The sequence below is a fragment of the Sphaerotilus natans genome, assembly GCF_900156335.1.
Lineage (GTDB): Bacteria > Pseudomonadota > Gammaproteobacteria > Burkholderiales > Burkholderiaceae_C > Sphaerotilus > Sphaerotilus natans.
Genome location: NZ_FTMZ01000003.1, coordinates 198,857 through 225,116, shown reverse-complemented (window position 1 = coordinate 225,116; position 26,260 = coordinate 198,857). Strand labels below are relative to the sequence as shown.

At 69.7% G+C, this 26,260-nt stretch carries 25 protein-coding genes and 2 riboswitches; of the genes, 16 read left to right on the top strand and 9 right to left on the bottom strand.

Annotated features, from left to right (window positions below; genetic code table 11):
* The first annotated feature begins 3 nt into the window (after positions 1 to 3).
* Together styC and BW996_RS04255 are read left to right on the top strand one after the other, a co-directional pair.
* A complete protein-coding gene (gene styC / locus BW996_RS04260; protein WP_051631815.1) occupies positions 4 to 531 on the top strand; it encodes a styrene-oxide isomerase StyC in 528 nt (175 codons plus the stop codon).
* A gap of 21 nt (positions 532 to 552) precedes the next feature.
* Positions 553 to 1,587 (top strand): FAD-binding oxidoreductase, encoded by a 1,035-nt coding sequence (locus BW996_RS04255; protein WP_051631816.1) that lies wholly within the window; start codon positions 553 to 555, stop codon positions 1,585 to 1,587.
* Positions 1,588 to 1,722: 135 nt separating this feature from the next.
* Here the strand turns inward: BW996_RS04255 and BW996_RS04250 are convergent, their stop codons facing one another.
* The 7 genes from BW996_RS04250 to BW996_RS04220 all read right to left on the bottom strand — a co-directional run bounded on the left by BW996_RS04250 (position 1,723) and on the right by BW996_RS04220 (position 10,674).
* A complete protein-coding gene (locus tag BW996_RS04250; RefSeq protein ID WP_037480741.1) occupies positions 1,723 to 2,724 on the bottom strand; it encodes a Bug family tripartite tricarboxylate transporter substrate binding protein in 1,002 nt (333 codons plus the stop codon).
* 80 nt (positions 2,725 to 2,804) lie between these two features.
* Positions 2,805 to 4,058 carry a CaiB/BaiF CoA transferase family protein gene (locus BW996_RS04245; RefSeq protein ID WP_051631817.1) on the bottom strand — a complete coding sequence of 418 codons (1,254 nt, stop codon included), beginning with the start codon at positions 4,056 to 4,058 and terminating at the stop codon, positions 2,805 to 2,807.
* 51 nt (positions 4,059 to 4,109) lie between these two features.
* Entirely contained in the window at positions 4,110 to 4,910 is an 801-nt protein-coding gene (locus tag BW996_RS04240) for an oxepin-CoA hydrolase, alternative type (RefSeq protein WP_037480743.1), read from the bottom strand.
* A gap of 4 nt (positions 4,911 to 4,914) precedes the next feature.
* The gene (locus BW996_RS04235) at positions 4,915 to 6,078 is read right to left on the bottom strand and encodes an acyl-CoA dehydrogenase family protein (RefSeq protein ID WP_037480746.1); all 1,164 of its coding nucleotides are present in this window, start codon (positions 6,076 to 6,078) and stop codon (positions 4,915 to 4,917) included.
* A gap of 15 nt (positions 6,079 to 6,093) precedes the next feature.
* The gene (locus BW996_RS04230) at positions 6,094 to 7,302 is read right to left on the bottom strand and encodes an acyl-CoA dehydrogenase family protein (RefSeq protein WP_037480748.1); all 1,209 of its coding nucleotides are present in this window, start codon (positions 7,300 to 7,302) and stop codon (positions 6,094 to 6,096) included.
* A gap of 24 nt (positions 7,303 to 7,326) precedes the next feature.
* Complete coding sequence (locus tag BW996_RS04225; RefSeq protein WP_037480751.1) at positions 7,327 to 8,523, bottom strand: acetyl-CoA C-acyltransferase; 1,197 nt, start codon at positions 8,521 to 8,523, stop codon at positions 7,327 to 7,329.
* 24 nt (positions 8,524 to 8,547) lie between these two features.
* Positions 8,548 to 10,674 carry a 3-hydroxyacyl-CoA dehydrogenase NAD-binding domain-containing protein gene (locus BW996_RS04220; RefSeq protein WP_037480754.1) on the bottom strand — a complete coding sequence of 709 codons (2,127 nt, stop codon included), beginning with the start codon at positions 10,672 to 10,674 and terminating at the stop codon, positions 8,548 to 8,550.
* A 131-nt stretch (positions 10,675 to 10,805) separates the two neighbouring features.
* Between BW996_RS04220 and BW996_RS04215 the strand changes: the two genes are divergently transcribed.
* From BW996_RS04215 to BW996_RS04160, 12 genes are all read left to right on the top strand, one after another.
* Positions 10,806 to 11,735, top strand: a complete 930-nt coding sequence (locus BW996_RS04215) for a LysR family transcriptional regulator (RefSeq protein WP_037480757.1) — start codon at positions 10,806 to 10,808, stop codon at positions 11,733 to 11,735.
* Positions 11,736 to 11,737: 2 nt separating this feature from the next.
* A riboswitch (glycine riboswitch) is annotated at positions 11,738 to 11,846 on the top strand.
* A 26-nt stretch (positions 11,847 to 11,872) separates the two neighbouring features.
* A riboswitch (glycine riboswitch) is annotated at positions 11,873 to 12,009 on the top strand.
* A gap of 79 nt (positions 12,010 to 12,088) precedes the next feature.
* Entirely contained in the window at positions 12,089 to 13,219 is a 1,131-nt protein-coding gene (gcvT, locus tag BW996_RS04210; RefSeq protein WP_037480758.1) for a glycine cleavage system aminomethyltransferase GcvT, read from the top strand.
* 97 nt (positions 13,220 to 13,316) lie between these two features.
* Positions 13,317 to 13,688 (top strand): glycine cleavage system protein GcvH, encoded by a 372-nt coding sequence (gene gcvH, locus BW996_RS04205; protein ID WP_037480761.1) that lies wholly within the window; start codon positions 13,317 to 13,319, stop codon positions 13,686 to 13,688.
* A 134-nt stretch (positions 13,689 to 13,822) separates the two neighbouring features.
* Positions 13,823 to 16,735, top strand: coding sequence for an aminomethyl-transferring glycine dehydrogenase (gene gcvP, locus BW996_RS04200; protein ID WP_076458687.1), 2,913 nt, complete (start codon positions 13,823 to 13,825; stop codon positions 16,733 to 16,735).
* A gap of 24 nt (positions 16,736 to 16,759) precedes the next feature.
* A complete protein-coding gene (locus tag BW996_RS04195) occupies positions 16,760 to 17,833 on the top strand; it encodes a threonine aldolase family protein (RefSeq protein ID WP_037482681.1) in 1,074 nt (357 codons plus the stop codon).
* Positions 17,834 to 17,872: 39 nt separating this feature from the next.
* Positions 17,873 to 18,595: an esterase gene (gene ypfH, locus BW996_RS04190; RefSeq protein ID WP_037482683.1), complete on the top strand. Its 723-nt coding sequence runs from the start codon at positions 17,873 to 17,875 to the stop codon at positions 18,593 to 18,595.
* A 97-nt stretch (positions 18,596 to 18,692) separates the two neighbouring features.
* Positions 18,693 to 19,583 (top strand): hypothetical protein, encoded by an 891-nt coding sequence (locus BW996_RS04185; RefSeq protein WP_037482685.1) that lies wholly within the window; start codon positions 18,693 to 18,695, stop codon positions 19,581 to 19,583.
* Between the two features lie 63 nt (positions 19,584 to 19,646).
* The gene (locus tag BW996_RS04180) at positions 19,647 to 20,009 is read left to right on the top strand and encodes a response regulator (protein WP_037482687.1); all 363 of its coding nucleotides are present in this window, start codon (positions 19,647 to 19,649) and stop codon (positions 20,007 to 20,009) included.
* On the top strand, positions 20,006 to 20,296 hold the full coding sequence (locus BW996_RS04175; RefSeq protein ID WP_081838146.1) for an STAS domain-containing protein: 291 nt from the start codon (positions 20,006 to 20,008) through the stop codon (positions 20,294 to 20,296). The genes BW996_RS04180 and BW996_RS04175 overlap by 4 nt, the downstream gene beginning before the upstream one ends.
* Before the next feature lie 19 nt (positions 20,297 to 20,315).
* Positions 20,316 to 22,196 (top strand): methyl-accepting chemotaxis protein, encoded by a 1,881-nt coding sequence (locus tag BW996_RS04170; RefSeq protein ID WP_051631999.1) that lies wholly within the window; start codon positions 20,316 to 20,318, stop codon positions 22,194 to 22,196.
* 32 nt (positions 22,197 to 22,228) lie between these two features.
* Positions 22,229 to 22,789 (top strand): chemotaxis protein CheW, encoded by a 561-nt coding sequence (locus BW996_RS04165; protein WP_037482689.1) that lies wholly within the window; start codon positions 22,229 to 22,231, stop codon positions 22,787 to 22,789.
* On the top strand, positions 22,770 to 23,333 hold the full coding sequence (locus tag BW996_RS04160; RefSeq protein ID WP_081838147.1) for a chemotaxis protein CheD: 564 nt from the start codon (positions 22,770 to 22,772) through the stop codon (positions 23,331 to 23,333). The genes BW996_RS04165 and BW996_RS04160 overlap by 20 nt, the downstream gene beginning before the upstream one ends.
* Before the next feature lie 18 nt (positions 23,334 to 23,351).
* Here the strand turns inward: BW996_RS04160 and aroC are convergent, their stop codons facing one another.
* Positions 23,352 to 24,464 carry a chorismate synthase gene (aroC, locus tag BW996_RS04155; RefSeq protein ID WP_037482692.1) on the bottom strand — a complete coding sequence of 371 codons (1,113 nt, stop codon included), beginning with the start codon at positions 24,462 to 24,464 and terminating at the stop codon, positions 23,352 to 23,354.
* Positions 24,465 to 24,735: 271 nt separating this feature from the next.
* On the opposite strand from aroC, the gene BW996_RS04150 reads away from it, so the two are divergent.
* Both BW996_RS04150 and BW996_RS04145 read left to right on the top strand, forming a co-directional pair.
* Entirely contained in the window at positions 24,736 to 25,200 is a 465-nt protein-coding gene (locus BW996_RS04150) for a chemotaxis protein CheW (RefSeq protein ID WP_037482786.1), read from the top strand.
* 118 nt (positions 25,201 to 25,318) lie between these two features.
* Entirely contained in the window at positions 25,319 to 25,810 is a 492-nt protein-coding gene (locus BW996_RS04145; protein ID WP_037482694.1) for a hypothetical protein, read from the top strand.
* On the opposite strand, the gene BW996_RS04140 is transcribed toward BW996_RS04145, so the two are convergent.
* Entirely contained in the window at positions 25,753 to 26,220 is a 468-nt protein-coding gene (locus tag BW996_RS04140) for a CBS domain-containing protein (protein ID WP_037482698.1), read from the bottom strand. The genes BW996_RS04145 and BW996_RS04140 overlap by 58 nt on opposite strands.
* Positions 26,221 to 26,260: the final 40 nt, after the last annotated feature.

The window sequence follows — 26,260 nt, the reverse complement described above, 5'->3', positions numbered from 1 at the left end:
ATGATGATCAACGAGTTGCAGAGGAAGTGGTTCGGCCACGGCGTGCTGATGATCCTGGCCACCCTGGTGGGCGGCCTGGGTTACTGGATCTTTCTGCTGGGCGGGTTCGAGATCGTGCCCGGCTACATCCTGGAAATCTCGCTGCCGGGCACGGCCGATGGCTGGCGCCGTGCCCACACCGGTCCCGCGATGAACGGCCTGATGGTGATCGCGGTGGCTGCGGTGCTGCCCGTGCTGGGCTTCAGCCCGAACAAGGGGCGCTGGCTGGGCTGGCTGGTGGTGGCTGACGGCTGGGCCAACGTGGTCTTCTACTTCTTCGGAAACCTGGCGGTCAACCGCGGCCTGAGCTTTGGCCCCAACGTCTTCGGTGAGTCCTCGGTCTATGCGGTCATCGCGCTGGCCCCGGCCTACCTGTTCGGTGTCATCGCCATGGGGGTGCTGGCCATCATCGGCTGGCAGGGCGTGCGCAGCACCTCAGGCGACCACGCGCCATCGTCTTCGAGCACCGCACCGTTGCGGTCGGCGCAGTGATCTGGTCAGGCGGGAGCACACATGTCGGCTGACACGACCGGCTTGCCTGTGACGCTGGTGAGTGGCCCCAGCTTCCAGGTCCAGGGGCAGGACACGCTGCTGAAGGGCGCACTGCGCGCGGGCATCGGCTTCCCCTATGAATGCAGCGTGGGCGGCTGCGGCAGCTGCAAGTTCGACCTGGTCGAAGGTGAGGTGCACACCCTGTGGGCCGAAGCCCCAGGTCTGAGCCCGCGCGACCGGCACAAGGGCAAGCGGCTGGCCTGCCAGTCCGTCCCCTTGGGGCCGGTGACGGCCAAGCTGCGGCTGGACCCGGCTTGCGAGCCCCGGATTCGGCCGCTGCGCCAGAGCGCCACATTGACGCGGGTGGAGCAAGTGACGCATGACATGCGCCAGTTCAGCTTCCGCACGCCGGGGCCGGCGGAATTTCTGGCCGGCCAATACGCGCTGCTGCAGTTTCCGGCCCTGGGTCTCCAGCGTGCGTATTCGATGAGCAACCTGCCCAATCCGCAAGGAGAGTGGCAATTCATCGTGCGCAGGGTGCCGCAGGGTGCGGGTACCGGCCATCTGTTCGACCAGTTGCAGCCCGGTGACGTGCTGGAGATCGACGGCCCCTACGGCATGGCCTGGCTGCGGCCACCGGAGCGTGACCTGCTGTGCATCGCCGGAGGCTCCGGGCTGGCGCCGATGCTCTCGGTTGCCCGGGCCGCGGCGCCGCTGCTGCAGGAGACTGGCCGGCGGTTGCACTTCTACTTTGGCGTGCGGACGCCGGCCGACCGCGCGGCGCAGGCCCTGCTGGCCGGTCTACCCGGCTATGGCGATCGACTGCGGTGCGAGGAGGTGGTGTCGCAACCCTCAGCAGACGACGCGAGGCAAGGCGGTTGGACCGGCGCCACTGGGCTGGTACATGAGGTGGTCGATGCCCGGCTGGGGGAGCGTCTGGCCGAACACGAGGTCTATTTCGCCGGCCCGCCGGCGATGGTGCAGGCCGTGACCGAGCTGTTGATGGTGCGGCGCGCCGTGCCCTACGGGCAGATTCATTTCGACCGGTTCTTCTGAACTGGCGTCCATCGAATCAGCCGACGGAAAGCATGCTGACCATCCTTCTGCACAGGTTGGCCCCACGCGGCTGAGGCGGCCTGGGAACTGCTCGGGCTCGACGCGCTCTATGTCGCCGGCAAGGGCCGGCGTCGCTCAGTCCAGCTTGGCGCCCGACACCTTGACCACCCGCTCCCACACCGCAGCGTCCTGCCTGAACTGAGTACTGAACCGCTCGGGCGTGCTGCCCACCGGGATGAAGCCCATCTGGACGATGCGCTCGCGCATGTCAGGCTGAGCCAGGATGCCCTGCATCTCCGTGGCCAGGCGGCTGACCACCTCGGGTGGCGTCCGGGCCGGTGCGCTCATGCCCAGCCAGCCGGAGACCTGAAACACCTCGTCCTTGATGCCCTGCTCCATCATCGTGGGCACCTTGGGCAGCGCCTCCATGCGCTGGGTACCGGTGACCGCCAAGGCCTTCAGACGGCCCGACTCGATGAAGGAACGCGCCGACTGCAGGCTGGCGAAGGCCATCTGCAGCTGCCCGCCCACCAGATCCTGCAACATCGGCGACTCGCCCTTGTAGGGCACATGGCTCATGTCGGCCTTGAGCTTGTCCGACAGCCAGGCACTAGCCAGGTGGGCATACGAGCCCATGCCCCAGGAGCCGTAGGTCACCTTGCCCTTGTTCTGCTCGATGTAGGCCAGCAGCTCGGGCGCGGTGTTGAAGGGCATCTTGGGGTTCACCAGCAGCACCACGGGGGCCAGGGCGATCTGGGTGATCAGGGCCTGGTCCTTCTGCGGGTTGTAGGGCAGCTTCTCGTAGAGGAACTGGTTGATCAACATGGTCGTGCCCAGCGACACCAGCACCGTGTAGCCGTCGGCCGGGGATTTCAGGGCCTGGTCGGTACCCACGACACCACCGGCACCGCCACGGTTGTCCACGATCACTGGCTGGCCCAGGCGGGCTGCGAGCTTTTCGCCCAGGGTGCGGGCGGTGATGTCCGTGGCCCCCCCGGCAGCGTAGGGCACGATGAACTTGATGGGCTTGGCGGGCCAGGCCTGGGCCTGGGCGGTGCCGGCCAGGCCCAGGGTGCACAGGGCGGCCAAGCTGGCCAGGGCGCCAGCCACAGTGCGGCGTTGCAGGTTCAAGCTCATGGTGTTTGTCTCCGGGTTGTCGTCTGGAGGGAAGCAGGGGCCGGCGGCGCCGGGGGCTGGTGGGGGCTGGTGGGGCATGCTCAGTCAGGCAAGGTCAGCACGCCCTGGACGCGCAGGTCTTCCAGTTGCTCGTCGCTCAGCGCCAGCAGGCGACTGAGCAGTTCGCGGGTGCCCTCGCCCAGCGTGGGCGGGGCGTTGCGGATGGGCAGGCGCTCCCCGTCCAGCCGGTAGGGGGGCGCGAACACGGGCGTGTGGCCCACCACCGGGTGCGGCATGGGCTGCACCAGACGGCTGCGCTGGGTGCGCTCGCTGGTCAGGGCTTCATGCAGACCGGCCACCTGGCCGCAGGGAATGCCCTGGGCATTCAGGCGCTCCAGCAGCAGCGCGCGGGGGAAGGTGCGGATCAGGTCGGTGATCAGCGGCAGCAAGCTCAGGCGGTTCTTGGCGCGCTCCACATTGGTGGCGTAGCGCGGGTCTTCCACGATGTCGGGCCGCAGCACCACATGGCGGCAGAACTTGTCGAACTGGCTGTTGGTGCCCACGGCAATGATGAGCGGGCCGTCCGCCGACTCGAACATGCCGTAGGGCACGATGGAGGGGTGGGCGTTGCCGTAGCGATGGGGGTCGTGGCCCAACTGCAGGGCGTCCAGGCCGTAGTAGCCGGTGACCGTCAGGCCGCAGTCGTACAGCGCCAGCTCGATGAGCTGGCCCTTCTGTGCCGGGTCGGCGGTGCGGTCGCGGCGGAACAGCGCGGCCAGCACGGCCTGGGCGGCGTACATGCCGGTCATCATGTCCACCACGGCCACGCCGAATTTCAGCGGTGGCATGTCGGCGGCGCCATTGAGCGCCATCAGGCCGGTCTCGCCCTGGATCACCAGGTCATAGCCGGGGCGGCTGGCCTCGGGGCCGCTGCTGTCGTAGCCGGCAATGGCGCAGTAGATCAGGTCGGGCTTGAGGGCCTTGAGCTGCGCGTAGCCCAGCCCCAGCTTCTCGGCGCCGCCGGTCTTGAAGTTGTGGATCACCACGTCCACCTGCGGCAACAGCTGGTGGACGATGCGCAGGCCCTCGGGGCTTTGCAGGTCCAGCGTGATGGACCGCTTGTTGCGGTTCATCGCGTTGAAGTAGGTGGTTTCGGTGTGGCCGATGCGCATGCCCCAGTCGCGAGTGTCGTCGCCCCGGCCGGGGTGCTCTGCCTTGATGACCTCGGCACCGAAGTCGGCCAGCACCTGGCCGCACAGCGGCCCGGCGAACACGCGGGAGAGGTCCAGCACACGCACACCCTGCAGGGGCAAGACGCGGGTGGCGGCAGGGGCGTCGAGGTTCGGAGGGAACATGGGGGTCTCGTTGTGCTTGTGGGGGTCGCAGGGTGGCCGGTGGCAGCGGCTTCAGGCCGGGCGGCGCAGCTTGACGAAGTCGGCCGGGCGCTTGTCCAGAAAGGCGCCGATGCCTTCGAGCGATTCGGCGCTTTCCTGGGCCAGCACCATGTGGTGGGCCTCGCGCTCCAGCAGCTCTTCCAGCGTGTGCTGGTGGGCGTGGCGGCACAGGTCCTTGATGCGGGCCATGGCCTGGGCGGGGCCGCTGGCCACCTGCTGGGCCAGGGCCAGGGCGGCGGGCAGGGCCTGGCCGGACTCGGCCAGACGGTTGACGGCGCCCAGCGCGTGCAGGCGCTCGCCACTGAGGCGCTCGCCGGTCAGGCACAGCTCGGTGAGCACCTGGCGAGATACGAACTCGGCCAGGAAGGCGGTGGCGCCGCCGTCGGGCGTGAGGCCCACCTTCACATAGGCCACCGAGAACACGGCGTTGCGCGCGGCCACCAGCAGGTCGCAGGCCAGGGCCAGCGACAGCCCGGCCCCGGCGGCAGCACCTTCCACCGCCGCGATCACCGGCTTGGGGCAGTCGCGCACCGTGCGGATCAGGTCGTGCAGGCCTTCCAGACGCTCACGGCGCTCGCTCGCCGGCAGCTCGCGGCGCAGGATGAGCTGGCGCAGGTCACCGCCGGCACAAAAGTGCCCGCCTTCGCCGGTGAGCACCACCGCCCCCACGCTGGGGTCAGCCGCAGCGGCCTGCAAGCCGGCCTTGACTCCTTGGTAGAACTCCACCGTCAAGGCATTGCGGGCAGCGACGTTGTTGTTGAACAGGACCAGCACGGCCCCGTCGCGGCGGGTCAGCAGGGCATCGTGGTCCATGGCGTCAGGCCTCAGCGTGGCCGGAGGCCGCACCCTCGGCCTGGGACAGCGCGATGAAGCGGGCTAGGTGGTGGTCTTCATCGCCAAACTGGTGGTCGATCATCACCAGGCGCTTGGCGTAGTGCGACAGCGGCAGTTCCCAGGTCATGCCGATGCCGCCGTGCATCTGGATGCTTTCTTCGGCCACCAGGGTGCCGATGCGGCCCACGGTGAACTTGGCGGCCGACAGGGCCTTCTCGCGGGCCAGGCCTTCGGGCTCGTCCACCGCCGCCGCGGCGTTGATGACGGCCGAGCGGGCCTGTTCCACCTCCAGCAGCAGGTCGGCCATGCGGTGCTGCAGGGCCTGGAAGCTGCCGATGGGCACGCCGAACTGCTTGCGGGTGCGCAGGTACTCCAGCGTCTGGTCCTTGGCCACGTCCATGGCGCCCAGGCTTTCAGAGGCCAGCGCCAACAGCGCGTAGCCGCTCAGGTGCTCCAGCACGGCCAGGCCCTGGCCTTCGGTGCCCAGCAGCGCCTCGGCGCCCAGCTGCACGGCGTTGAAGCTGAGCTGCGCGGCGCGGCCGCCGTCGATGCGGCCGTGGCCGCACTTGTCCAGGCCGGCAGCCGTGCCCGGCACCAGGAACAGGCTGATGCCTTCGGCGTCCAGCGTCTGGCCCGCCGTGCGGGCCGAGACCAGCAACAGGTCGGCCGAGTCGCCCAGCGGCACCACGTTCTTCACGCCCTGCAGCCACCAGCCCCCGGCGTGGCGGGTGGCGGTGGTGGTGATGCGGTGCAGCTCATAGTGGCTGCCCGGCTCGTCATGCGCCAGCGCGGCCGTCACCTCACCGCTGATGAGGCCGGCCAGTTGATCCTGCTGCGCCGGGCTGCCGGCCTGGATGAGGGCACGACCCACCACCAGAGCGCCCAGCAGGGGCTCCACCGCCAGATTGCGGCCCAGGCATTCAAACACCACGCTCACATCAAAGCCGGCGCCACCGAAGCCGCCGTGGCTTTCGGGAAACAGCGCGCTGATGGCACCCAGCTCGGCCAGGCCGGCGTAGAGCGTGCGGCCATAGCCCAGCGGGCCGTGGGCGTGGAGGTGGCGGGCTTCGATGCCGTTTTGCTCGGCCAGGAAGCGGTTGAGCGAGTCCGCCAGCATGCGGCGGTCGTCGGTGTGCTGGAAGTTCATGTCAGCGTCCCTTCCTCACAGACCCAGAATCATCTTGGAGATGATGTTTTTCTGGATTTCATTGGAGCCGCCGAAGATCGACAGCTTGCGGTAGTTGAAGTAGCTGGCGGCAGCCGTGGCGGCCACCGTGGCCAGTTCGGTATCGCCCAGCAGGGGCTCGTCAAAGCCTTCGTACTGCGCGGCCTCGATGAAGGGCACGGCCTGCGGCCCCATGGCGCGGCGGATCAGCGAGAGGATTTCCTGCCGGATCTCGGTGCCGCGGATCTTGAGCATGGAGCTTTCCGCCCCCGGCACGCCGCCGCCGGCCACGGCGGCGATCACGCGCAGGTTGGTGGTCTTCATGTTCTCCAAGTCGATCTCCACCCGCGCCATGCGGGCGGCAAACAGCGGGTCCTGGTCCAGCGGGCGGCCGTTCAGGTGCACGCGGGCCGCGATCACCTTGAGCTTGGCCAGGGCCGCGATGCAGAAGCCCACGCCGGCAATGCCGGTGCGCTCGTAGGTGAGCAGGTACTTGGCGTAGGTCCAGCCGGCGTTCTCTTCGCCCACCAGGTTCTCGACGGGCACCTTCACATCGGTGAAGAAGACTTCGTTGACCTCGCGGTCGCCGTCCAGTGTACGGATGGGGCGCAGCTCCACACCGGGCGAGTTCATGTCCACCAGCAGGAAGCTGATGCCGGACTGCGCCTTGGCTTCGCGGTTGGTGCGCACCAGGCAGAAGATCATGTTGGCGTGCTGGCCCTGGGTGGTCCAGGTCTTCTGGCCATTGACGACGTAGTGGTCGCCTTGCCGCACGGCGGTGGTCTTCACCGAGGCCAGGTCCGAGCCCGCGCCGGGCTCGGAGTAGCCCTGGCACCACCAGTCCGCACCGCTGAGGATGCGCGGCAGCCAATAGGCCTTCTGCTGGGCATTGCCGTACTTGATGAGCACCGGGCCCAGCATGCTGAGGCCAAAGGGCACGATGCGCGGGCCGCCAGCCAGGGCGCACTCGGTGTCGAAGATGAATTTCTCCACCGCGCCCCAGCCGGGGCCGCCATGGGCCTGCGGCCAGTGGTTGGCCAGCCAGCCCTGGGCGTTGAGGATGGCGTGCCACTCCTCCTGGTCGGCCTTGGACAGGCGCTGCCCGGCCTTGACCTGCTGGGCGATGCGCGCCGGCAGCCTGTCTTTCAGGAAAGCGCGCACGGTGTCGCGGAAGGCCAGTTCCTGCGGGGTGAATTGAAGGTCCATGGGAGGTGCTTCCTGCGCCGGGGGTCAGAAGATTTCAAACAGGCCGGCAGCGCCCATGCCGCCGGCGATGCACATGGTCACCACGCCCCACTTCACGCGCTGGCCCTGGGCCTTGCGGCGGCGGCCTTCCAGCAGCAGGTGGCCGGCCAGGCGGGCACCGGTCATGCCAAAGGGGTGGCCAATCGCGATGGCGCCACCATCCACGTTCAGGCGCTCCTCGGGGATGCCCAGGGTCTGCTGACAGTAGATGGCCTGGGAGGCGAAGGCTTCGTTCAGCTCCCAGAGGTCGATGTCCTGCACCGTCAGGCCGTGGCGCTGCAGCAGCTTGGGCACGGCATAGACCGGGCCGATGCCCATCTCATCGGGCTCGCAGCCGGCCACCGCCATGCCCCGGAAGGCGCCCAGCGGCTGCAGGCCCAGGCGCTCGGCCTCGCCGGCTTCCATCAGCACGCAGGCGCTGGCGCCGTCTGACAGCTGCGAGGCATTGCCGGCGGTGATGAACTGCTCAGGGCCCTTCACCGGGGCCAGCCTGGCCAGCGATTCGTAGGTGGTGCCCACGCGGTTGCAGGTGTCGCGGTCCAGCGTGGCTTCGCGCTGGGTGACGGTGCCGGTGTCCTTGTCGGTCACGGCCATGGTGGTGGTGACGGACACGATCTCCTCGGCATAGCGGCCGCTGGCCTGGGCCTCGGCCACCTTGCGCTGGCTTTCCACCGAGAAGCGGTCCTGCGCCTCGCGGGAGATGCCGTAGCGGCGGGCCACCACATCGGCGGTGTCGATCATCTCCATGTAAAGCGCGGGCTTGTGGGCCACGATCCACGGGTCCAGGCCGCTCTGGCCGTCCTGGCGCGAGCGGATGCCCGAGATGCTTTCCACCCCGCCGGCGATCATGGCCGGCGCCCCGTCCACCACGATGCGACCGGCCGCGATGGCGATGGCCTGCAGGCCCGAGGCGCAGAAGCGGTTGACCGTGGTGCCGCCGATGGTGAGCGGCAGCCCGGCGCGCACCACCGTCTGGCGGGCGACGTTGCGACCGGTGATGCCCTCGGGGTAGCCGCAGCCGAGCACGGCGTCTTCGATCAGCGCGGGGTCGATGCCGGCGCGCTCCACCGCCGCCTTCACGGCAAAGCTGGCCAGCGTGGGGCCGGGGGTGATGTTGAACTCGCCGCGGTGCGACTTGGCAAGCGGCGTGCGTGCGGTCGAGACAATGACAGCCTGGCGCATGGGGGTCTCCTGAGGGAAGCTGATTCAGTCAGCCGGCTGGTTGAGGCTGTCGAAATTGCGGCCCTCGGCCACCAGTTGCTCCAGCAGCGGGGCGGGCTGCCAGAACAGCGGGTCGTCCTCGGCGAAGCGGCGGATATCGGCCAGGATCTGGGGCAGGCCCACCGTGTCGGCGTACTTCATGGGGCCACCGCGGTGGCGCGGAAAACCGTAGCCGTGGAGGAAGGTGACGTCGATGTCCAGCGGGCGCAGCGCGATGCCGTCGGCCAGCACCCGGGCCCCTTCATTGACCATGGCAGCCAAGTAGCGGCGCAGGATCTCCTCGGCCGTGAACGTGCGGGGCCGCACGCCTTTGCGGGCGCGCTCGGCATCCACGATGGCCAGCACCTCGGGGTCCGGCTGGCCGCTGCGAGCGCCGGGCGGGTAGCGGTAGAAGCCCCGTCCGGTCTTCTGGCCGAACCAGCCGCGCTCGCAAATGCGGTCGGCCACTTCCACGTAGCGGGCCCAGGGATCGCGAGTGGCGGCGCGGCGCTTGCGGGTGGCCCAGCCGATGTCGCCCCCGGCCAGGTCGGTCACCTGGAAGGGGCCCATCGGGTAGCCGAAGCTGCGCACGGCGGCGTCGATCTCGTAGGGGCTGGCGCCGTCTTCCATCAGGTAGTCAGCGGCCTGCTTGTAGACGGCCAGGATGCGGTTGCCGATGAAGCCGTCGCACACGCCGGCGCGCACCGGCACCTTCTTCATGCGCTTGGCCAGCTCAAAGGCGGTGGCCACCACATCGGGGCTCACCTGCGCCGGCACCACGATCTCCAGCAGCTTCATGATATTGGCGGGGCTGAAGAAATGTAGCCCGATCACATCCTGCGGGCGGCGCGTGGCAGCGGCGATGGCATCAATGTCCAGGTACGAGGTGTTGGTGGCCAGCACCGCGCCGGGCTTGCACACCGCGTCCAGCTGGCGAAAGACGGCCTTCTTGACCTCCAGGTCTTCAAACACCGCCTCGATCACCAGGTCCACCGTGACCACATCAGCGTAGCGGGTGGTGGGCGTGAAGCGGGCCAGCGTGGCAGCCTTCTGGCCCTCGGTCAGGCGGCCCTTGGCCACCAGGCCGTCATAGACCTTGGCGACGTTGGCCACGCCGCGGGCGATGGCCTCGTCGTCACGCTCCACCATCACCACGGGCAGGCCCGCGTCGAGTGCGGCCGCGGCGATGCCGGCGCCCATGGTGCCCCCGCCGATGACGGCCAGGCTGGCCACCGGGCGCGGGGCGGCGCCACGGGCCTCGGGCACCTTGGCCACTTCGCGCTCGGCAAAGAAGGCATGGATCAGGCCGGCGCGCTGCGGGCTGTCGATGCAGGCCAGGAACAGGCGGCGCTCCAGCGCCATGCCTTCGTCAAAGGGCAGTTCCACCGCGGCGCGCACCGCCTCGATGATCTTGAGCGGCGAGAACAGGCCGCGCGACTTCTTGGCGGTGTCGTCCGCCAGGGCCTGGAGGGCGACCAGCGCGGCGGCGGGCTCGGCCACGGCTCGGTCGCGCACCCGGCGCACCGGAGCACCCTGGGCCAGCAGGGCCTGGGTGTAGGCCAGGCCGGCGGCCAGCGGGCTGAGGCGGGTGTCTTCTTCCAGCCGGTCGATCAAGCCGGCCTGCACGCCGGCCTGGGCGCTGATGGGCTTGCCGCTGAGCATCAGCTCTGCCGCCGCCTTCGCCCCCATCAGGCGCGGGGCACGTTGGGTGCCGCCGGCGCCGGGCATCAGGCCCAGCTCAACTTCCGGCAGACCCAGCTTGGCAGCGGCAAAGGCCAGGCGGTGGTGCGAGGCCAGCGCCACTTCCAGCCCACCGCCCAGGGCGGCGCCCTGCAGGCAGGCCACCACCGGCTTGGTGCAGGACTCGATGCGCTGGCATACGTCCGGCAGCGCCGGGGGCACGGGGGGCTTGCCGAACTCGCGGATGTCGGCCCCGGCAATGAAGGTCCTGCCCTCGCTGACGATCAGCACGCCCTGGACCTCCGGCGTGGCATCGGCCTGGGCCATGGCGTCGGCCAGGCCGCGGCGCACGGCGGCACTCAGAGCATTGACGGGCGGGTTGTGGATCGAGACCACCAGCACCGGGCCGTGCAGGGCGGTGGTGACTTCGGAAGTGGGAGCGGGGGGCACCATGTCGTTGTCTCCAGGCTTGTTCTGAGGCGGACTTCTCAGCGGACCGCCTTGGAGCCTATTCTTTTCATGGCGCCATCTTTTTACAATCTCAAAACCATCTGACAAACTGTCAAATCCAGTTTGACAACAACATGGACATCCAAGCTCTGAACCTGCTGGTGGAGATCATCGACTGCGGCAACCTGAGCCAGGTGGCGCGCAAGTTCAAGATGACCCGCGCCAACGTCAGCTATCACCTGGCTCAACTGGAAAAGCAGACCGGCGTGCAGCTGGTGCGCCGCACCACCCGGCGGGTGGAGCCCACCGAGGTGGGGCTGCGCCTGTATGAGCACGGCCGCAACATCCAGAACGAGATGCGGGCGGCGCAGGAGACCATCACCAGCCTGGGCCAGGGCCTGCAGGGGCGCGTGGGCATCAGCGTGCCCAGCGGCTACGGACAGATGGTGATGTCGCACTGGCTGATCGACTTCAAGACCCAGTACCCCGGCATCGTGCTGGACGTGGTGTTCGAGAACCGGGTGGACAACCTGCGCGACGACGTGGACATCGCGGTGCGCATCCTGCCCGAGCCGCCGCAGCAGCTGGTGGCCCGCGACATGGGCACGGTGCGCTACCTGGCCTGCGCCGCCAGGACCTATGCCGATGCCCACGGCCTGCCCACTCAGCTGGCCCAGCTGGGCACGCTGCCGCTGGTCACCGCCAATGTGGTGGGCCGACAGCTCTCGCTGCGCGGCTACCGCGGCACCGAACGCGAAGAGATCCAGCTGGCCCCCTCGCTGATTTCCGACCACTACCCCTTCCTGCGCCAGTGCGTGCTGGCGGGTCTGGGGCTGGGCCTGCTGCCTGACTATGTGGTGCAGGACGTGATCGCTACCGGCGAGGTGGTCACCGCGCTGGACGACTACCGCCTCAGCATCTTCGGCACCCGCATGTACCTGCTGACCCTGCCCAACCGCCACCAGACCCGCGCCGTGCGCACCTGCATCGATTTTCTGCTGGCCCGGGCCAAGGGCAAGCCCCCAGACCATGACCAGCTTGGCGCCTGCCGCCACCCCGGTTAAACTGCGCGCCGCCAGGAGAGAGCCGCACCCCCGAGCGCGGCCGCCGAAGGCGCAGAGGCGGGTCTGGAACCCCGATCTCGAACGCTCAGGCAGAAGGACTGGCAAGCGTCGGTGCGAAGAACGAAGCAACGCACCGACGACACCTCACTGGAGAGAGGCCGTGGGCGTCACCCTCAAGCGACGCGACGCGGTCCACCGAAGGGGCAAGCGCTGCGCGATCCAACCGGATCCGCTCGGCGTCAATCTCTCAGGTAAAGCGGACAGCGAGGGCAGCACCATCGATCACGGATGGACCGGTCCGTTCAGGATCGATGACCCGATTGCCCTCGACCTCGACGAAAGCGAGCCGCCCGATGTCCGACACCTCCGCCGCCACCCCGCTGCTGCAGACCCCGCTGCACGCGCTGCACCTCGAACTCGGCGCCCGCATGGTGCCCTTCGCCGGCTACGCGATGCCGGTGCAGTACCCGGCCGGCATCATCGCCGAGCACCGCCAGTGCCGCGAGTCGGCCGCGCTGTTCGACGTCTCGCACATGGGCCAGGTGCGCCTGGTGGGCGAGGATGCCGCCGCCGCGCTGGAAAGCCTGGTGCCGCAGGACATCGCCGGCCTCGGGCTGCTCAAGCAGCGCTACGCCTTCTTCACCCACGACGCCGGCGGCCTGCGCGACGACCTGATGGTCACGCGCCGCGAGGGCGACCTCTTCCTGGTGGTCAACGCCGGCTGCAAGGACGCCGACATCGCCCACCTGCAGGCCTGCATCGGCACGCGCTGCCAGGTCATCCCCGAGCCGGATCGTGCGCTCTTGGCGCTGCAGGGCCCGAAGGCGGCCGAGGCGCTCTCGCGCCTGGACGCCGGCGTGGCGGCGCTCACCTTCATGACCGGTGGCCACTTCCGCTTGGCCGGCGCCGACTGCTTCGTCACCCGCTCGGGCTACACCGGCGAGGACGGCTACGAGATCTCGGTGCCGGCGGCGCTGGCGGTCGAGCTGGCGCGCGCGCTGCTGGCGCAGCCCGAGGTGGCTCCCGCGGGTCTCGGCGCGCGCGACACGCTGCGCCTGGAAGCAGGCCTGTGCCTCTACGGCCACGACATCGACACCGCGACCACGCCGGTCGAGGCGGGTCTGGTCTGGGCGATCCAGAAGCTGCGCCGCCCGGGCGGCGAGCGTGCCGGCGGCTACCCCGGCGCCGAGCTGATCGGCGCGCAGCTGACCGGGGGCGCGCCGCGCCGGCGCGTCGGCCTGGTGGGCCTGGAGCGCCTGCCGGTGCGCGAGGGCGCGCCGCTGCTCGACGCCGAGGGCCGCCGCGTCGGCCAGGTGACCAGCGGCACCGTGGGCCCCACGGTCGGCCAGCCGATCGCCATGGGCTACGTCGAGGCCACGCTGGCCGCCGTCGGCACCGCACTGTTCGCCGAGGTGCGCGGCAAGCGCGTGCCGATGCGGGTCGCCGCGATGCCCTTCGCGCCTCACCGATACTTCCGCGGCTGAAACACGCGTCGGCTGCCGCGTCGGCCGTCCTCAGCCCATCATTTCACCGATCGCACCAACCATCCGCATCCTGCGGGATGCGCTCCAGGAGCCCCTCATGAGCATCAAGTACACCGCCGACCACGAGTGGATCGACGCCACCGACACCGCCGCCGCGATCGTCGGCATCACCGTGCATGCGCAGGACGCGCTCGGTGACGTGGTGTTCGTCGATCTGCCGGCCGTCGGCGCCACCTTCGCCCAGGGCGATGTCGCCGGCGTGGTCGAGTCGGTCAAGGCTGCCGCCGATGTCTACGCCCCGCTATCGGGCGAGGTCGTCGAGGTCAACGAGGCGCTGCGCGACGACCCGTCGCTGGCCAACACCGATCCGCTGCAGGCCGGCTGGTTCTTCAAGATCAAGCTGTCCGACCCGTCGCAGCTCGACGCGCTGATGGACGCCACCGCCTACGACGCCCTGACCCAGGGCTGATGCCCGCCGCGCAGGAGCCTCGTGTGATGCGCTCCTGCCCGCCACCCCTCGCCTCCCGCCTGACCGCCCTGCGGCCGGCCTGCCCGCAGGCCCCGGCCCGGGCCGCGCCTTTGCCCGACGACGACGCCACCGCCATGACGACCTCCGCCCTGCCCCGCCTGAGCGACCTCGAGAACCCGCGCGAGTTCACCGCGCGCCACATCGGCCCGGACTCGACCGACGAAGCCCGCATGCTGGCGGCGATCGGTCCGGCCAGCCGCCGCGCGCTGATCGACGCCATCGTGCCGCCCTCGATCGCGCGCCCGGCGCCGATGGACCTGCCCGCGCCGCTGACCGAGGCGGCCGCGCTGGCCGAGCTGAAGGCACTGGCGGCCAAGAACCGCGTGCTGACCTCGCACCTGGGCTGCGGCTACTTCGGCACGCACACCCCCGGCGTCATCCTGCGCAACATTCTCGAGAACCCGGCCTGGTACACCGCCTACACGCCCTACCAGGCCGAGATCAGCCAGGGCCGCATGGAGGCGCTGGTGAACTTCCAGACCATGGTCACCGACCTGACCGGCATGGCGATCGCCAACGCGTCGATGCTCGACGAGGCCACCGCCGCCGCCGAGGCGATGACGCTGGCCGCGCGGGTGGGCAAGTCGAAGTCGACCCGCTTCGTCGTCGCGCATGACGTGCTGCCGCAGTCGCTCGAAGTCATCCTGACGCGGGCGAAGCCGCTGGGCATCACCGTCGATCAGGTGCACGCCACCGAGATCGCCGCCTCGCTGGCGGCCGCGCCGGCCTTCGCGGTGCTGCTGCAGTACCCGGGCGTCAACGGCCAGATCCGCGACCTGCGCCCGATCATCGACGCCGCACACGCCGCCGGCGCCCTGGCCATCGTCGCCGCCGACCTGCTGGCGCTGACGCTGCTGACCTCGCCGGGCGAGCTGGGCGCCGACATCGCGCTGGGCACGACGCAGCGCTTCGGCATGCCGATGGGCGCCGGCGGCCCGCACGCCGCCTACCTGGCGACCCAGGACGCCTTCAAGCGCTCGCTGCCCGGCCGCCTGGTGGGCGTGAGCATCGACAGCCACGGCGCGCCCGCCTACCGCCTGTCGCTGCAGACCCGCGAGCAGCACATCCGCCGCGAGAAGGCCACCTCGAACATCTGCACCGCGCAGGTGCTGCCGGCGGTGGTCGCCAGCATGTACGCGGTCTACCACGGCCCGCAGGGCCTGACCCGCATCGCCCAGCGCGTGGCCCGCCTGACCGCCATCCTGGCCGAAGGCCTGAAGGCCCTGGGCTGGACGCTGCTGCACGACAGCGCCTTCGACACGCTGCAGGTCGCCGTGGGCGAGCAGCGCGACGCGCTGATGGCCGCCGCGGTGGCCTCGGGCCGCAACCTGCGCGCCGCCAGCGCCGACACGCTGGCCATCTCGCTCGACGAGACCTCGACCCGCGCCGACGTGGAAGCGCTGTGGGCGCTCTTCGCCAACGGCCAGCCGCTGCCGAGCCTGGACGCCTATGCCGACACGGTCGCGCCGATGATCCCGGCCGCGCTGGCGCGCAGCAGCGCCTTCCTGACCCACCCGGTCTTCAACACGCACCACAGCGAGACCGAGATGCTGCGCTACATCCGTGCGCTCTCGGACAAGGACCTGGCGCTGGACCGCAGCATGATCCCGCTGGGCTCGTGCACGATGAAGCTCAACGCAACGGCCGAGATGATCCCGATCACCTGGCCGGAATTTGCCCAGGTGCACCCCTTCGCGCCGGCCGAGCAGCTCGCCGGCTACGCCGAGCTGAACGCCCAGCTCACTGCCTGGCTGGCCCAGGCCACCGGCTACAAGGGCATCAGCCTGCAGCCCAACGCCGGCTCGCAGGGCGAGTACGCGGGCCTGTTGGCCATCCAGGGCTGGCACGCCTCGCGCGGCGAGAGCCACCGCACCATCTGCCTGATCCCGGAGAGCGCGCACGGCACCAACCCGGCCTCGGCGCAGATGGTGGGCCTGCAGGTGGTGGTGGTGAAGTGCGACGCCAACGGCAGCGTCGACCTCGACGACCTGCGCGCCAAGTGCGAAAAGCACGCCGCCAACCTGGCTGCGATCATGATCACCTACCCGTCCACCTACGGCGTGTTCGAGCCGCGCGTGCGCGAGCTGTGCCAGCTGGTGCATGACTTCGGCGGCCGCGTCTACGTCGACGGCGCGAACATGAACGCGCTGGTCGGCCTGGCCGCGCCGGGCGAGTTCGGCGGCGACGTGTCGCACCTGAACCTGCACAAGACCTTCTGCATCCCGCACGGCGGTGGCGGCCCCGGCGTCGGCCCGGTCTGCGTCGTCGAGGACCTGGTGCCCTTCCTGCCCGGCCACGCGACCGCCGGTGAAGCGCGCGCGGGCGGCGTCGGCGCCGTCTCGGCCGCGCCGCTGGGCAACGCGGCCGTGCTGCCGATCTCGTGGATGTACATCCGCATGATGGGCGCCGAGGGCCTGAAGGACGCCACCGAGACCGCGATCCTGAACGCCAACTATGTGGCCGCGCGTCTGGCCGCGCACTACGACATCCACTTCAGCGGCGGCATCGACGGCATCCAGGGCGGCGGCGTGGCGCACGAGTGCATCCTGGATCTGCGCCCGCTGAAGGAGACCTCGGGCATCAGCGCCGAGGACGTCGCCAAGCGCCTGATCGACTACGGCTTCCACGCACCGACGCTGAGCTTCCCCGTCGCCGGCACGCTGATGGTCGAGCCCACCGAGAGCGAATCGCTGGCCGAGCTGGACCGATTCTGCGACGCCATGATCGCCATCCGCGCCGAGATCGCGCAGGTCGAGTCCGGCGCCTGGCCACGCGAGGACAATCCGCTGAAGAACGCGCCGCACACCGCCGCCAGCCTGCTGTCGGGCGAGTGGACGCACGGCTACAGCCGCGAGACCGCCGCCTACCCGGTGGCCAGCCTGCGCCGCGCGAAGTACTGGAGCCCGGTCGGCCGCGTCGACAATGTGCACGGCGACCGCAACCTGTTCTGCTCCTGCGTGCCGATGAGCGCGTTCGAGTCGAACTGAACCTGCCCTGACGAGAGACCGACGATGACGCCTTCGAGCCCCGCCCTGCCCCTGCAGCACTTCGCCAGCGACAACTACGCCGGCATGTGCCCGAACGCCGCGCGCTGGTTCATGGAGGCGCAGACCAGCGGCCACGAGCCGGCCTACGGCGAGGACCGCTGGACGCAGCAGGTCTCGGAGGGCCTTCGCGAGCTCTTCCAGACCGACTGCGACGTCTATTTCGTCTTCAACGGCACGGCGGCCAACTCGCTGGCGCTGGCCTCGCTCTGCCAGAGCTACCACTCGGTGATCTGCAGCCCGGTGGCGCACATCGAGACCGACGAGTGCGGCGGGCCGGAGTTCTTCTCCAACGGCTCGAAGCTGCTGGTGGGCGAGTCCGAGAGCGCCTCGGCGCGGCTCGGCAAGCTCACGCCGGATGCGGTGGAGACGCTGGTGACCAAGCGCCACGACATCCACTACCCCAAGCCGAAGGTGGTGAGCCTGACCCAGGCCACCGAGCTGGGCACGGTCTACAGCGTCGAGGAGGTGCGCGCGATCGCGGCGATCGCCAAGCGCCGCCACCTCAAGGTGCACATGGACGGCGCGCGCTTTGCCAACGCGGTGGCCACGCTGGGCTGCCACCCCAGCGACATCACCTGGCGCGCCGGCGTGGACGTGCTCTGCTTCGGCGGCACCAAGAATGGCCTGCCGGTGGGCGAGGCGGTGGTGTTCTTCGACCGCGCCCTGTCGGAAGACTTCGCCTGGCGGGTCAAGCAGGCCGGCCAGCTGGCCTCGAAGATGCGCTTCATCTCGGCGCCGTGGCTGGGGCTGCTGGAGAACGACACCTGGCTGGCCAACGCCCGCCACGCCAACGCGATGGCCGCGCGGCTGCATGCCGCCATCCGCGAGGTGCCCGGCGTCGAACTGCTGCATGCGCCGCAGGCCAACGCGGTCTTCGCGCGGCTGCCGCAGCCGGCGGTGAACGCGCTGCATGCCAAGGGCTGGCGCTTCTACCAGTTCATCGCCGGCGGGGGCTGCCGCTTCATGTGCAGCTGGGACACCCGGCCGGAGTCGGTCGACGCCTTCGCCGCCGACATCCGCCAGGCCTGCACCCCCTGAACAGCGGGCCCGCCAGGGGCTGAAGTACAGTCGGGCGCCATGAACATCCGACTGATCCAGATCCTGCCCGAATCGGGCGAATCCCCGCAGCAGCTGATGATCCTGCTGCACGGCGTCGGCGCCAGCGCGCAGGACCTCGTGCCGCTGGCGCATGCGCTGCGCGAGTCCTTCCCCCAGGCGGCCTTCGTGCTGCCCGACGGCGTCGAGCCCTTCGACGCCAGTCCGACGCTGGCCGGGCGCCAGTGGTTCTCGATCCAGGGCGTGACCGAGGAAGACCGCCCGGCGCGGGTGCGCGCGGCGCTGCCGGCCTTCGTCGAGCTGATACGCGCCTGCCAGCGCCACTTCGGCATCGGCGAGGCGGCCACCGCGCTGATCGGCTTCTCGCAGGGCTCGATCATGGCGCTGGAGGCCTGCGCGGCGGTGCCCGGCCTGGCCGGGCGGGTGCTGGCCTTCTCCGGCCGCTACGCGCGCCTGCCAGAGGCCGTCTCGCCGCTGACCAGCTACCACTTCCTGCACGGCGCCGACGATGCGGTGATCGCCGCGTCGAACTCGCGCGCCGCCTTCGAGCATCTCTCCAGCCTGGAGGGCGGCGACGCCACGCTCGACATCGCCGAGGGCGTCGGCCACGAGGTGCACGAGGCCCTGGTCGACCGGGCGCTGTTCCGGCTGACGCACCATGTGCCGGTGCGGATCTGGAAGGAAGCCATGGGCGCGGGAAGCTCGGCAGCCTCCTCCACCCCAGGCCCCACCGGGGACAACTGAGGACGATTCGGTCCCGAATTCGGCCGATCGGGCATCGCGCCGGCGGGTCACAGTGCGGGGGCACGAATGCGCCCTCCCACCCGACCCGACATGCCCCATGCAGCCTGAGCACGAAGACGCCGCACCGACCGTCCCCCCGGTCACCGATCGTGCGGATGACGCCCCTGTCAGCGACGGCCCGCGCCTGATGGTCGCCGAGGTCGTCCCGGTGTGGAAGCGCCATGTCGATGCCTCGCGCGTCGCGGTCGAGGACGGCGTCTGCCGGCTGCTGGAGACCTTCTCGCAGCTGTGCGACGGCGTCACACAGGTCAGCCGCCAGGCCGACGAGACCGTCACGCCGCTGGTCTCGCGCCACTGGATTCAACGCCGCGACGAGATTCTGGGCGAGCTGGTCGATCAGTCGGACCTCGCCAGCCAGCGCCGCGAGCAGCTGCTCGCCCAGCTCTCCGACGGCCTGCTGCAGATCGAGGACATCGAGTGCTCGCTGCGCGAGGCCAGCATGCTGGTCGGAGCCGATCCGGTGCTGACCGGCGGACTGCAGCGCCTCGACGGCACACGTCAGACGCTGGCGCAGCTGGCGCGGCAGGTCGCAGCCGATCTGCGTGTCGACCACGAGCAGCAGGACCGGGCGCGCAGTCGCGCCGCGCAAGCCCTCGATCGTCTGCTGACGGACACCGCGCCCGGCCATGCAGCCGTGATGGCCGACACCATCCGAGGCATGAGCGCACGCATCGAGCGGGACCTCGAGCAGGTGCTCGTCGGCCTGCAGTTCCAGGACCGCATGAGCCAGATGCTGCACGGCGTGGCCGCCGACATGCAGCGCTTCATCGAGTGGATGGCCAGCAACGAGCACGCCACCCATGCCGACGCGATGCGCTGGCTCGCTCAGCTCGAACACTCCTACACGATGCGCGAGCAGCAGCTCCTGCACGACGGCAGCAGTGGCAGGGGCAGCACACCCGCCCCTTCCGGCATCGAGTTCTTCTGATGCGGCACAGCCAGCAGCACCGGCACGACACCCCTGAACAACAGCCCCGACCGAGGTGATTTCATGAGCAAGACCATTCTGGTCGTCGACGATTCGAGCAGTTTCCGGACCGTGGTGAAGCTGGCCTTGCAGAAGGCCGGCTACGCGGTCGTCGAGGCCGTCGACGGCGAGGACGCCAAGGGCAAGCTCGAGGCGCACAAGCCCAACCTGATCGTCTGCGACGTCAACATGCCACGCTTGGACGGGTTGAGCTTCGCGCGCTTCGTCAAGGCCGGGCCATTCAAGTTCACGCCGATCATCATGCTGACGACCGAATCGCAGGAGACCAAGAAGGCCGAGGGCAAGGCTGCCGGCGTGCGCGCCTGGATCACCAAGCCTTTCCAGCCCTCGCAGCTGGTCGACGCGGTCTCGCGTCTGTGCATGTGAACGACATCACCCGCCCCGAAGCTCCTGCCGAGGCGCTGGTCCTCGATGGCGAGCTGACGATCGTGCAGGCCGCCGCGGTGCGCGATCAGCTGCTCGAATGGCTGCCGCAGGCCGACGGCCGGCTCGACCTGTCGGGCGTGAGCGCCTGCGACAGCGCCGGCATCCAGCTGCTGCTGGCGCTGGCGCGCAGCCTGCGCGAATCAGGCCGCGCCCTCCAGATCCTCCAGCCGTCGACCGCCGTGGTCGAGTCTCTGCAACGCTACGGTCTGGACGCACTGCGGGCCTGACCCTCCGGAGAAGTCCACCATGTTCCAGATCAAGAGCATCTACCAGGCCCAGCGCGAACAGGACGCGATCGAGCGTCACCTCGCGCGCGCCGTCCAGGCCGCCGCCCAGGGTGACTTCTCGCAGCGGGTCGACGCCACGGCGCTGCCGCTACACCTGCACGGCACTGCCGCCGCCGTCAATCAGCTGATCGACACCGTCGCGCAGATGCGCCTTGATCTGGTGCGCATGCATGCGGAGCATGACAAGGGCGACATCGATGTCGTCATCGATGCCAGCCGCTACCGCGGCGAGCTGCGCCAGATGGCGCAGGGCATCAACGACCTGGTGGCCGCCCACATCGCGGTCAAGAAGATGGCGATCAGCGTGGTCCACGAGTTCGGCCAGGGCAACTTCGACGCCCCGATGCCGCAGCTGCCTGGCAAGAAGGCCTTCATCACCGACACCATCGAGCAGGTCCGGCGCAATCTCAAGGGCCTGATCACCCAGATGAACCACATGGCGGCCGAACATGAACGCGGCGACATCGACGTGGTGGTCGATGCCAGCCGCTTCAACGGCGACTTCCGCTCGGTGGCCGAAGGCATCAATGCGATGGTCGGCGCGCACATCACGGTCAAGAAGCAGGCCATGGCCTGCATCCAGGCCTTCGGCGACGGCAACTTCGACGCGCCGATGGTGCGGCTGCCCGGCAAGAAGGCCTTCATCAACCGAACCATCGAGCAGGTGCGCAGCAACCTGAAGGCGCTGGGCGAGGACACCCGAACTCTGGCCGATGCGGCCGCCGAGGGCCGGCTCGACGTGCGGGCCGACGCCACGCGCCATGCCGGCGACTTCCGCCGCATCATCGAGGGCATCAACAACACGATGGACTCCATCGTCGAGCCGATCCAGGAGGTCCAGCAGGTCATGGCCTGCATGGAAGCCGGCGACATGACCCGGCCGGTGCAGGGCCACTACGCCGGCTCCTTCGCCGAGCTGAAGGACGCGGTCAACAACACGATGACCAAGCTCTCGCGCACGATCAGCGACGTGATGGCCGCCGCCGACGCGCTGACCGCCGCCGCCAGCCAGGTCTCGAGCACCTCGCAGACGCTGTCGCAGTCGGCCTCGGAGCAGGCCGCCAGCGTCGAGGAGACGACCGCCTCGCTGCAGGAAATGGCCGCCTCGGTCAAGCAGAACTCGGAGAACGCCAACATCACCGACGGCATGGCCTCCAAGGCCGCCAGCGAGGCGGTGACCGGCGGCTCGGCGGTCACCCGCACCGTCGAGGCGATGAAGTCGATCGCCTCGAAGATCTCGATCATCGACGACATCGCCTATCAGACCAATCTGCTTGCACTGAACGCCGCGATCGAGGCTGCACGCGCCGGCGAACACGGCAAGGGCTTCGCGGTGGTCGCCGCCGAGGTGCGCAAGCTCGCCGAGCGCAGCCAGGTCGCTGCGCAGGAGATCGGCCAGCTCGCCGGCTCGAGCGTGCAGATGGCCGAGCAGGCCGGCAACGTGCTGACGCAGATGGTGCCGACGATCAACCGGACCTCCGAGCTGGTGCAGGAGATCTCGGCCGCCTCGGGCGAACAGGCCGCGGGCGTCAACCAGATCACCACCGCGATGAGCCACCTCAACGGCGCGACGCAGCAGAACGCCTCGGCCTCCGAGGAGCTGTCGGCCACCGCCGAGGAACTCTCGGGCCAGGCCGCGCAGCTGCAGGAAATGATCGCCTTCTTCCGCCTGGCGCAGGACGACGGCGGCTTCGGCCACGCCGCGCCGGCCCGCATCGGCGCGGCGCGGTCGTCGGGCGGCTTCGACGAAGGCAGCCGCCGCGCCCGCAGCCTGCCGGCAGGCAGCAGCTCGCGCGGCCGCGCGGCCATGGCCGTCGAGGCCGGCTTCGGTCATTTCTGAATTTCTGAACCCGGCCCGCGCGCCTGCCCGCCATGATCGCCTCATCGCTCGCGTCCACCTCCCGAGGTCACAGCCAGCTGGTCCGGGAGGACGACGGATCGCCGCTGCACCAGTTCCTGTGCTTCGCGCTCGGCCTGGAGCCCTGCGCGGTGCGCATCGACCTGGTGCGAGAGATCCTCGAGGTCGGCCACATGACGCCGCTGCCGCTGATGCCGGCCTTCGTGCGCGGCGTGATGAACCTGCGCGGCGTCGTCGTGCCGGTGATCGACCTCGGCGCCCGGCTCGGCCTGCCCGCCACCGTCATCGGCCGGCGCACCTGCATCGTCATCGTCGACGTCTGCCTGCCCGACGACAGCGGCACGCAGACGCTGGGCGTGCTGGTCGACGCGGTGCAGGAGGTCATCAACATCGCCGAAAGCGATCTCGAGCCGGTGCCGCGGCTGGGAACGCGCATCGACGCGGCGCATCTGCGCAGCATGGTGCGCCACCGCCAGAAAGCCACGCCCGAGCTCGATCTGGCCGCGATCCTCGATCCGCAGCGCCTGGTCGGACTGATCGGCGAGCATCGCCAGCATGCGCAGCCACCTCACTGAAGCGGCTGTACCCGATCATGAGCCGGCCATCGGCTTTGTCCAGCCCCGCCATGGCCATGCACTGAACCTGCTGGCCGGCCAGCTCTACTTCGGCACCCAGGCCGGCACGGTGAAGACGCTGCTGGGCTCCTGCGTCGCGCTGGTGCTGTGGCACCCACAGCGCCGCATCGGTGCGATGTGCCATTACCTGCTGCCCTGCCGGCAGCGCGGTGGCGGCATGCCCGACGCCCGCTTCGGCGACGAGGCGATCGGCCTGCTGCTGCAGGCCATCGGGCGTAGCAGCACGCGCCCGGCCGACTTCCAGACCCATCTCTACGGCGGCGCCGACACCATGCCGGGCCGGGACGGCCCGAACTTCAACATCGGCGAGCGCAACATCGCCATCGGCTGCGAGCTGATCGACCGCCACGGCTTCGACCTGCAGGCGGTCGATGTCGGCGACTTCGTGCCGCGCACCGTGGTGCTGGACCTGCACGAGGGCCGCATCGCGGTGCGACGCGGCAGCTCGTTGCGGCAGACGATCCAGCGAATGCTGCCGCGCTGAACGCGGCCGAGGCCGATCTCAGGCCTGCGGCGCGATCCGGCCGGCCAGCGGCGGCACCGGCAGCGCGACATCCGCGCACTGCGCGCGCCAACGCAGCACGTGGTCCATCACCACCAGCGCCAGCATCGCCTCGGCGATCGGCGTGGCACGGATGCCCACGCACGGGTCGTGGCGGCCGAAGGTCTCCACCGAGGTCGGCTCGCCGGCGCGGTTGACCGAGGCCTTCGGCAGGCGGATCGAGCTGGTCGGCTTGATCGCGATCGAGACCTCCAGGTCCTGGCCGGTCGAGAGGCCGCCCAGCACGCCGCCGGCATGGTTGCTGGCGAAGCCCGCCGGCAGCATCTCGTCGCCGTGCTCGCTGCCGCGCTGCGTGACCACGCCGAAGCCGTCGCCGATCTCCACGCCCTTGACCGCGTTGATGCCCATCATCGCGTGCGCGATGTCGGCATCGAGCTTGTCGAACAGCGGCTCGCCCAGGCCCACCGGCACGCCGCGCGCCACGACCTTGAGGCGCGCCCCGACCGAGTCGCCCGACTTGCGCAGCGCGTCCATGTAGGCCTCCAGCTCGGCCACCTTCGCCTCGCCTGCCGGCGCGAAGAAGGGGTTGACCGGGATCTGCGCCGCGTCCTCGAACGGGATCGTCACGTCGCCGAGCTGGGTCATCCAGCCGGCGAAGGTGGTGCCGTGGCGCTGCTGCAGCCACTTCTTGGCCACGGCGCCGGCAGCCACCATCGGCGCGGTCAGCCGCGCCGACGAGCGCCCGCCGCCGCGCGGATCACGCAGGCCGTAGCGGCGCCAGTAGGTGTAGTCGGCGTGGCCAGGACGGAAGGTGTCGAGGATGTTGCCGTAGTCCTTGCTGCGCTGGTCGGTGTTGCGGATCAGCAGGCAGATCGGCGTGCCGGTGGTCCGGCCCTCGTAGACGCCGGAGAGGATCTCGACCGCATCGGGCTCGTTGCGCTGGGTGACGTGGCGGCTGGTGCCGGGACGGCGGCGGTCCAGATCGGGCTGGATGTCGGCTTCGGACAGCTCCAGCCCCGGCGGGCAGCCGTCGATGACGCAGCCGATCGCCGGGCCGTGGCTCTCGCCGAAGTTGGTGACGCGGAACAGGAGGCCGAAGGTGCTGCCGGACATGGTGGGAAGACGCGCACAGGACGCGCTCAGAGTTCGAGGAAATGGCGGCGATTGTAGGCGCCCCACCCCGCAGGCCGCGACGGCGCGAATTGTCCGGCGAATGCCCCGTTGCTCAGGACTTGCCCGGCCGCGTCGATACCGAAAATCCATCCATCGTCACCAGGGACCTCCCATGAGCACGGCTTTCGACACCCCCACCGCGACCCGCTCCCCTTCCGGCGCCTCGAGCAAGTCCCAGCAGCGCGGCCAGGCTGGCGCCGAGGGCGGCAGCATGGCCCACCTGCGCGGCGAGTACCTCACCTTCCGCCTGGGCAACGAGGAATACGGCATCGACATCCTCAAGGTCCAGGAAATCCGCTCCTACGAAGCCCCGACCCGCATCGCCAACGCCGCTCCCTGCTTCAAGGGCGTGGTCAATCTGCGCGGCGTCATCGTGCCGATCGTCGATCTGCGGCTGAAGTTCGGCTGCGACTCGGCCGAGTACAACAGCTTCACCGTCGTGATCGTGCTGAACATCAACGGTCGCGTCGTCGGCGCGGTGGTGGATTCGGTCTCGGACGTGCTGGAGCTGCCGGGCGAGGCAGTGCGCCCCACCCCGGACATGGATGCCAGCGTCGACACCCACTACATCACCGGCATCGCCAGCCTGCAGGAGCGCATGCTCATCCTGCTCGACATCGAGGCCCTGATGGGCAGCTCCGACATGGGCCTGACCGGCTCGATGCTCGACATGTGACCGGGTGACCGCTTTCGGTTCCAGCCTCGAGTCATCCTGACTCGTTGACAGCACGGTGCGTTAAGGGCGCCGTGCTTTTTTTATGGCATGGTCAGATCAGTTACAAGCTGAAACAACCATGCACAAGCACCCCCGTCTCGCCCCACGCTCTCGCAGCGGCCACCGCATCGCCCGCGGACGTCGCCGCCCCGCCCTGTCGATCCGGACCCGGCTGCTGCTGTGTGCCCTGCTGCCGCTGGGTCTGGCCACACTGGCGCTGCTGGTGTCGCATCAGTGGCCCGGTCCGGCAGGCAGCCCGCTCGCTGGCGCACTGCTGCTGGGCGCACTCGGCGTGGCGCTGGCGCTGGTGCAGTCGCATGGACGCGCCCTGACCAAGCCGCTGCTGCTGGCGCAGCAGGCGCTGGATGCGCTGCAGCGCGGCGACTATGAGCACCCGGTCCCCGTGCCTTGCCTGGACGAAAGCGGCGAGGTGCTGCGCCGCATTCGCGAGCTGGGCGATTACCTGACGGTCGTGCTGCCGTCGGAGGATGACGACGAGGCCGATCAGGTGCCTCAGGTGCGCGAGGCGGCCTCGTCGCTGCCGGCCTCGGCCGGCCAGTCGCGGATGTAGGCCTTGAGCATGCGGTTCTCGAAGTCCTGGCTGTCGACCACCGCCTTGGCCACGTCGTAGAAGGAGATCACGCCCATCAGCGTGCGGGCGCTCATGACCGGCATGTAGCGAGCATGGCGCTCGAGCATCATGCGACGCACCTCGTCCATCTCGGTGCCGGGCGTGCAGGTCAGCGGGTGGTCGTCCATCACGCCGCGCACCGTCATCGCGCCGATGGAGCCCTGGTTGCGCACGGTCGCCTGGATGACCTCGCGGAAGGTGAGCATGCCGACCAGATCGCCGTGCTCCATGACCACCAGCGAGCCGATGTCATGCTCGGCCATCACGGCCACGGCTTCGGCCAGCGGCTGGTTCGGGGTGACGGTGAAGAGCGTGTTTCCCTTGACACGCAGGATGTCGCTGACTTTCATGGGGAGGTCCTTGGAGTTGTCGGATTCGGGACGCAAGAAA